Source organism: Clostridium sp. CAG:43 (assembly GCF_000434655.1).
Classification (GTDB): Bacteria; Bacillota; Clostridia; order Lachnospirales; family Lachnospiraceae; genus Otoolea; species Otoolea fessa.
The window spans coordinates 17,385-25,176 of sequence record NZ_FR895102.1; the positions used below are offsets into that span (position 1 = coordinate 17,385).

At 49.2% G+C, this 7,792-nt stretch carries 9 protein-coding genes and 1 pseudogene; 9 read left to right on the forward strand and 1 reads right to left on the reverse strand.

Features of this window, described 5'->3' with window-relative positions; translation table 11 throughout:
- The 9 genes and pseudogenes from QVO97_RS09235 to QVO97_RS09275 form a co-directional block, all read left to right on the forward strand.
- Positions 1–332: pseudogene (locus tag QVO97_RS09235) on the forward strand (glycosyltransferase family 2 protein); the annotation flags it as partial.
- Entirely contained in the window at positions 329–1,279 is a 951-nt protein-coding gene (locus tag QVO97_RS09240; RefSeq protein ID WP_022360045.1) for a glycosyltransferase family 2 protein, read from the forward strand. The pseudogene QVO97_RS09235 and the gene QVO97_RS09240, both read left to right, overlap by 4 nt.
- Complete coding sequence (locus QVO97_RS09245; RefSeq protein ID WP_022360046.1) at positions 1,269–2,006, forward strand: glycosyltransferase family 2 protein; 738 nt, start codon at positions 1,269–1,271, stop codon at positions 2,004–2,006. Before QVO97_RS09240 ends, QVO97_RS09245 begins: the two co-directional genes overlap by 11 nt.
- 4 nt (positions 2,007–2,010) lie before the next feature.
- On the forward strand, positions 2,011–2,394 hold the full coding sequence (locus QVO97_RS09250; protein WP_022360047.1) for a DUF2304 domain-containing protein: 384 nt from the start codon (positions 2,011–2,013) through the stop codon (positions 2,392–2,394).
- 90 nt (positions 2,395–2,484) lie between these two features.
- Positions 2,485–3,039, forward strand: coding sequence for a dTDP-4-dehydrorhamnose 3,5-epimerase (gene rfbC / locus QVO97_RS09255; RefSeq protein WP_022360048.1), 555 nt, complete (start codon positions 2,485–2,487; stop codon positions 3,037–3,039).
- A gap of 18 nt (positions 3,040–3,057) precedes the next feature.
- Positions 3,058–3,873 (forward strand): ABC transporter permease, encoded by an 816-nt coding sequence (locus QVO97_RS09260; protein ID WP_022360049.1) that lies wholly within the window; start codon positions 3,058–3,060, stop codon positions 3,871–3,873.
- A gap of 137 nt (positions 3,874–4,010) precedes the next feature.
- Positions 4,011–5,417, forward strand: coding sequence for an MBOAT family O-acyltransferase (locus QVO97_RS09265; RefSeq protein WP_022360050.1), 1,407 nt, complete (start codon positions 4,011–4,013; stop codon positions 5,415–5,417).
- A 115-nt stretch (positions 5,418–5,532) separates the two neighbouring features.
- On the forward strand, positions 5,533–6,669 hold the full coding sequence (locus QVO97_RS09270) for an alginate O-acetyltransferase AlgX-related protein (RefSeq protein WP_022360051.1): 1,137 nt from the start codon (positions 5,533–5,535) through the stop codon (positions 6,667–6,669).
- 370 nt (positions 6,670–7,039) lie between these two features.
- Positions 7,040–7,246: a hypothetical protein gene (locus QVO97_RS09275; protein WP_022360052.1), complete on the forward strand. Its 207-nt coding sequence runs from the start codon at positions 7,040–7,042 to the stop codon at positions 7,244–7,246.
- Between the two features lie 134 nt (positions 7,247–7,380).
- Here QVO97_RS09275 and QVO97_RS09280 read toward each other — a convergent pair whose 3' ends face one another.
- Positions 7,381–7,542, reverse strand: a complete 162-nt coding sequence (locus QVO97_RS09280; RefSeq protein WP_288189529.1) for a hypothetical protein — start codon at positions 7,540–7,542, stop codon at positions 7,381–7,383.
- Positions 7,543–7,792: the final 250 nt, after the last annotated feature.

The window sequence follows — 7,792 nt, forward strand, 5'->3', positions numbered from 1 at the left end:
GGAGCAGTGTCTGGTTTGGCAATTCGATCTGCTGTCCGTCCTGCACGTACAATAAAGAACAGATTGGGGACGATATGTTCCATTCGGAGTATGATTTTGCGCTGGACTGGGACAACCTTTACGAGCTGGCGGGCAAAAAAGGGCGTTTTATCTGTTCGGAAAAACCGCTGATTGCCTACCGCGTCCATGCGGCGGCGACGACGAAAGCCTGCATCGAGGACAACCGGCGCCCGGTGGATGAGATGGCGATGTTCCGGAAAATGTGGCCGGACTGGATGGTAAAGATTCTGATGCATTTTTACAGAAAAGCCTATAAGGAGTACGAAAAATGAGAAAAGCCGATGTGATTATACCTACGTTCAAACCGGGGGATAAGCTGGAAAAACTTCTGCGGCGGCTGTTGGAACAGAGTGTGCCGGTGGACCGTGTGATCATCATGAATACGGAAGAAAAGTACTGGGATGCTGAGCGGTTTGAGTCCTTATTTGAGGGGGAAGATACGAAGCTGACCGTGTGCCATATCCGCCAGTCGGAATTTGACCATGGAAGGACGCGCCATGAGGGAATTTTGAAATCAGATGCGGATGTCTGCATCTGCATGACGCACGACTGCGTGCCGTATGACCGGAATCTGGTGAAAGAGCTTCTGGAGGCGCTGGATGCTTCGGAACGTGTGGCGGCAGCATATGCGAGACAGCTTCCGGCGGCGGACTGCGGTGTGATTGAACGGTATACGAGGGACTTTAATTATCCGGCGGTGAGCCGTCTGAAAGGGAAAGAGGACGAGGACGAGCTGGGAATCAAGACGTATTTCTGTTCCAATGTCTGCGCGGCATACCGGCGGGATATTTACCTGAAGCTTGGCGGATTTACGAAGAAAACCATTTTCAACGAGGATATGATTTTTGCCGGACACGCGGTGGAAGCCGGGTATCAGATTGCCTACGCGGCGGACGCGCAGGTCATCCATTCCCACAATTATACGGCGATGCAGCAGCTGCACCGGAATTTCGACCTCGGCGTATCGCAGGCGGATCACCCCGAGGTGTTTGGGCGCCTTCATTCGGAGGGCGAGGGAATCCGTCTGGTGAAGAAAACAGCGAAATGGCTGGTGGAAAATGGTTATGTGCTTCTTCTGCCGCAGCTTGTGATGGCGAGCGGAAGCAAATATGCCGGGTACTGGCTGGGAAAGCATTATAAAAAGCTGCCGGAGGGGCTGATTCGAAGCCTGACGATGAATCCGGCATACTGGGAAGGAGAAGCGGGCGATGGAAGATAAGGCGTTATTGTCCACAGAAGTAGCTTCTGGGGCGGAAAAAGCCGAACTTTTGATAGTCATACCGGCGTACAACGAAGCCGAAAATATAGAGCGGGTTGTGAACCATCTGACAGCCAATTTTCCGCAGTATGATTATGTGGTCGTCAATGACGGATCGCGCGATGAGACGGCGGCGATCTGCCAGAGAAATGGATATAATCTGTTGAACCTTCCGGTCAATCTGGGACTGGCGGGGGCATTTCAGGCGGGACTTAAATATGCCGACAAGTACGGATATCAATATGCGGTCCAGCTCGATGGAGACGGACAGCACCGTCCGGAGTATCTGGAATCCATGATCAAGAAAATGGAAGAAGGTTACGATATCGTCATCGGTTCCCGGTTTGTCGGGGAGAAAAAGCCATTTACGATGCGGATGCTTGGAAGTAATCTGATCGAGATGGCGATCCGCTTCACAACTGGTGTCAATATCAAGGATCCGACCTCGGGAATGCGGATGTTCAGCAAGCGCATGATCCGCGAATTTGCATCGGGGCTTAACTACGGTCCGGAGCCGGACACCGTTTCCTACCTGATCCGCCAGGGCGCGCGGGTGGCGGAGGTGCCGGTCATCATGGATGAACGGATTCTGGGAGTCAGTTACCTGACACCGGTCAATGCGATGCGGTATATGCTTAAAATGCTGATTTCGATTCTGTTAATCCAGAATTTCAGAAAGAGGAGGTAGCGCCATGACGCCAACACTCAGAGTTGTCCTGATCGTCGTGTCGATCCTGACAACCTTTATGATTATGCGGAAGATCCGGCAGTCAAAACTCCAGATCGAGGATTCGATTTTCTGGCTGGGATTCTCGTCCATTCTCATTGTGTTCAGTATCTTTCCGGGGCTGCCGGATCTTTTGGCGGAGCTGGCGGGAACGTACACGACTGCCAATTTTATCTATCTGGCGGTTATTTTCCTCCTGATTGTGAAAATGTTCCATATGTCGATCAAACAGTCGCAGCTGGAGACGAAGATCAAGGATCTGGCGCAGAAGATTGCGCTGGATGAAAATGAGCGGGGAAAAGAGGCACAAACATCTGTAAAAAAGGTTGTCAGCCAGAAAAACGAATGATATAGTTAAGGATGGCACAGCCGAAAAGGATGATGCCAGTTACGTATTGAAAAATGAATTGAAATACCTGCATAAGAAGGAGATAGAAAAATGGGAAAGATTAAAGTAACACCATGTGACATCAAGGGACTTTATGTAATTGAACCGACTGTTTTCAAGGACGAGCGCGGTTATTTTATGGAGACATACAATCAGAACGATTTCCATGAGGCGGGACTCGACATGGTATTTGTACAGGACAACCAGTCCATGTCAGTCAAGGGCGTTCTGCGTGGACTTCATTACCAGAAACAGTATCCGCAGGGCAAGCTGGTGCGTGCAGTGCGCGGTACCGTATTTGATGTGGCGGTAGACCTTCGTACTGGTTCTGAGACCTATGGAAAATGGTTTGGCGTGGTTCTTTCCGCGGAGAACAAGAAGCAGTTCTACATTCCGGAAGGATTTGCACACGGCTTCCTGGTACTGTCCGATGAGGCAGAATTTGCATACAAATGTACCGATTTTTATCATCCTGGCGATGAGGGCGGTATGGCATGGAACGATCCGGAGATTGGCGTTGAGTGGCCGATCGAGGAAGGCATGGAGTTGATTATTTCGGAGAAAGACCAGAAATGGGGCGGCTTCCGGGATGCATTCAAATTTTAAGAATGGAGTTAGGATAGAATGCGGGAACTGATTTCCCTGTTTCGGGAACTGATAGGAAAAAGAAAATTGGTCACCGAGCTTGCCAAGGCGGATTTCCGCAAGCGCTTTGTCGGCTCGTACTTTGGAATTGTCTGGATGTTTATCCAGCCGATGGTTACGATCGCGATCTATGCGTTCATCTTCGGTGAACATGGCATGAAAAATGCGCCGCCGGTTCCGGGGGCGACCTATGTCATCTGGCTGACGCCGGGTATCATCCCGTGGTTTTATTTCAGCGAGATTTTAAATACGGGTACAAACTGCCTGCAGGAGTACCATTATCTGGTTAAAAAGGTAGTATTCCAGGTGGAGATGCTTCCGGTTATCAAGCTTATCTCCTGTTTCCTGGTACATGCCTGCTTCCTGATCATTATGGCGGGGCTGTACCTGATTGACGGGCGTATGCCGTCTGCAACCTGGATTCAGGTGTTATACTATTCCTTTGCGGCGTCGATGCTTGGACTGGCGCTTACCTATTTTACCAGTGCCGTGCAGGTATTCTTTAAAGATATGGCGCAGATCGTCGGCATCTGCCTCCAGTTCGGCATGTGGCTGACCCCGATCATGTACGACGAGGCAATCTTCACCAGCCGCGCATCCTGGCTGGAGTGGGTATTCAAGCTTAACCCATTCTACTACATCGCCGCAGGCTACCGCGACAGCATGCTTACGGGAAGCTGGTTCTTCGAGCGGCCGACGATGACGATTTATTTCTGGGTGGTAACATTTATTTTGATGATAATAGGACTGAAGGTATTCAAAAAACTTCGTCCCCATTTCTCAGACGTACTGTAGATGGGAAGGGAGCTGCTGTAGATGGTGTTGACGGCTATTGGATTATCGAGATGCGAACAACGATAATCTGAGAAGCTGCCAGTGCCGCCTCCGGCAGCTCCCTTCTGCGACAACTTATCAATAGGAGTTTACATAAAATGGTTTTCAGCTCAATCATCTTCCTATGGGTTCTTCTCCCCTGTATCCTGCTCCTCTACTACGTGAGCCCCAAACCGTTCAAAAACGGCATCCTGACCGTATTCAGCCTCTTTTTCTATGCCTGGGGCGAACCGCGGTATGTGGTGCTCATGATTTTTTCGGTTCTGCTCAACTACGGTTTCGGGCGTCTGGTGGAGAAATTCGGGAAAAAGAGATGGCTTTTGGCGCTCTGCGTGACGCTCAATCTTCTGATCCTCGGCTATTTTAAATATTACAATTTCCTCGCCGAGGTGCTGAATCCGCTGCTTCGCGGGTTTGATATAGCGCTTCCGGCGATTCAGGTGACGCTGCCGATCGGAATTTCCTTCTATACCTTCCAGGCGCTTTCCTACGTGGTGGATGTGTACCGGGGCGAAAATCAGGCGCAGAAAAATCCGCTCAACATGATGCTTTATATTTCCTTCTTCCCGCAGCTCATAGCGGGACCGATCGTGAAATACCATGACATCGAGGAGCAGATCGAAAACCGGACCGTCACGCTGGAGGGCTTTTCTTACGGCGTGAAACGCTTTATTTTCGGTCTGGGAAAGAAGGTCATCCTGGCAAATACCTTTGCCGAGGTGGTGGACGCGGTCTACGCGTATCAGGCGGCGGATGTGAGCCAGGCGATGCTCTGGCTGACGGCGCTTCTCTATATGCTGCAGATTTATTTCGATTTTTCTGGCTATTCGGACATGGCGATTGGGCTTGGAAAAATGTTTGGCTTTACATTTATTGAAAACTTCCGGCTGCCGTACATAGCGACTTCGATCCAGGATTTCTGGCGGAAATGGCATATTTCCCTCTCCAGCTGGTTTAAAGAGTACGTGTATATTCCGCTCGGCGGAAACAGGAGAGGTACGGCGCGGACGTATGTCAACCTTTGGACGGTCTTTCTGCTGACCGGCATCTGGCACGGAGCGGGCTGGACGTTCATTTTCTGGGGCATTTACCATGGCTTTTTCAACGTGCTGGAGCGCTGTTTTCTGGGAAAATGGCTGAAGCAGGAGAAATTCCGGCCGTTGGCGCATATCTATGCGGTGTTTGTCGTGCTGATCGGTTGGATTTTCTTCCGCGCGGACACGATCGGGCAGGCATTTTCCTTTATCCGGTATATGTTTGTGCCGCACAGCGCAGTCGTTTTGATGGAACGCTACATGAACCGGAAACTCTGGATGTTTCTGGCGGCGGCGCTGCTGGCATGCGGTCCGGTGCAGTGGTTCTGGATGAAATGGAAAGGGCGCGTGCTGGCGCAGGATGGCTCGGTGACGGTCACAAGCTGGATCGGCTACATGGCGATCCTGTGGTTTTCCATTTTGCTGCTCGTCAACAATACATACAATCCATTTATTTATTTCCGTTTTTAAAAGCGGTGTAGAAAGCATGCTTGCCTGTGCAATGAGAACATAAAAATAAAGCATGGGCGGCAGGGCGTGAAAGTACAGAAAGATGGATTCATGCAGGGAGAAGAAAACGAGAGATATGAATCGAGAGACAGGGACAAAAATACTTCTGATTGGTTCCTTTGCGGCGAGCCTGGTGCTGCCGACGCTTGTCTATCCGGCGGTCAGGAGCCATCTGGACCAGCAGAATTATGAAAACAGGGAATTGGCATCCTTTCCGGAACTGTCGGCTGCCAATTTTGACAATATTCCGACGGAATTTGAAGCGTATTACAACGACCATGTTCCGTTTAAAAATCTGTTTGTCAAGGTGAAGACAAAGCTGGATCTGGAGCTTTTAAATGAAAGCTCGATTTCGGATGTGACGGTCGGAAAAGAAAACTGGCTGTTTTACACCGTTTCGGAGGACGGCGAGGATGCGCTGGCGGATTATCAGCGGACAAATCTCTATACGGCGGATGAGAAAACAGCGCTGGCGGACGCGATTACCTCGGTAAACGAGAAAATGAAAGAGCGCGGCATCCGGTTTGTGATGTTTGAGGCACCCAACAAGGAAAGTGTCTATGCGGAATATATGCCGGATTCGGTCCGGGTATACGGAAGTGAGTCGCGTCTGGATGCGGCGCTCCCGGAGCTTGCAGCGCAGGGACTTCCGGTATATGACATGAAGCCGGAGCTTCTGAAAGAGGCGGACACGTATCAGCTTTATTACAAATATGATACGCACTGGAACCAGATCGGCTCTTTTATCGGAAGCCAGCAGATTGCACAGACTTTGCTTGGAACCTCGACACCGCTCAGTGCAGTCTCGATTGAGGCGGCAGGACCGGCGTCCGGAGACCTGGCGCGGATGCTTAACATGGCAGCAGAGTACAGCGACGATACCGAATATGTGATTCAGAATTATCTGCCGGAGGTTACGGCTACGACGGTGGATATGAACGAGGACAACAGCTTTGCAATATTTGAGTCGGATTCGCCGAATGATAAAACACTTCTGGTGGTAGGCGATTCCTTTAGCCAGAACCTTAAATATTTTATGCCTAAGCTGTACCGGAAAACGGTGTTTGCGACCTTTGACACATACACGGAGGCGCTTCTGGATGAATACCAGCCGGATGATTTTGTCTATCTGACGGTCGAGCGCAACCAGGAGCTGTTTGAGGATGTGGAGACGGTTGTCTGGCGGGATGAGGTGCCGGAGAAGGACGGGTAAGGTGCCGGATGTCCGGGCAGAATGGGGATGCAAAGTTTTTTTATGCGGGATGCACAAATCCGCAAATCGCCGCCGGACGTTTTTGTTTATATTTCAAATATGGATGTTTTTGTAACTTTTGTACATAGTCAGGGTGTCAAAATTGGTACTTATTACATATATTAACTTATGTTTATATAATTGCAAATAACTTATAAGTTTATACCACTTCCGGGGATGGTACTTTTTGTTTGACAGTGTTATATTATTGCCATCGAAAGAAACAAGAGATTTTCACAGACGGATATCGTAATAGCATCATAAGAATATTGCAATGGATTTCCGCCTATCATATGAAAAAATATTATTTTATTTGATGGAGGTAATTATCATGATGAAAGCAACAAGAACATCCAATAACGATTTATATCAGGAGAATTTATATCAGGCATATTACAACACACCAGCAGAAAAGCATGTAGTTTCCGAGTCCTTAGAGCAGGAAGCAATGCAGGTACTGGTACATCGTTTAGCTGCACAGTTAGGTTATACCGAGTCTGAGGCAGAAGTAGAAAAAGAGTTTCTGTGCGAAATGTAATGGGTAATCTGCTCGCAAGCTTATAACCATCCGGCAGAACTGGGTGAGTTACCACCAACCTAAAGCATTTACGACAGAACAAGGCTTCTGAAGCCAGAAAAAGAAAACCGTCTGAGAAAGAATGAAAGGTTCTTTTACAGACGGTTTTCTTTTTTTACCGAATCGCGTCTTTTATGGATTTCACGTATTCTGCCACATACGGCACACGGGATATCGCTTTCTTCTTTTACCAGATTTACCATCGCGCCGATATCGGTCGTGATTTCACTCCGGACGCCGGTGACACCTTGATTCATGGAGTGATTCCATGCGCTTTGCGAGATACCTGTATATCTCCGGCAACTAACGTATGCCCTACGTCGCAGAGTACTAGGCTGAAAATATATCCAGCTTTTGGCTGCGCCCTCAGCGGTCCATTTGGCAGCCTGCATCTCGACCCGGTTCTCAGCCTCCCGGACTCTCTGTGCGCGCATATGCTGCTTTGATCTCCGCTTCAATGGTTTTGGTGTGTTCAATTTTTCGTCAATATACTACGCATGATGTAAA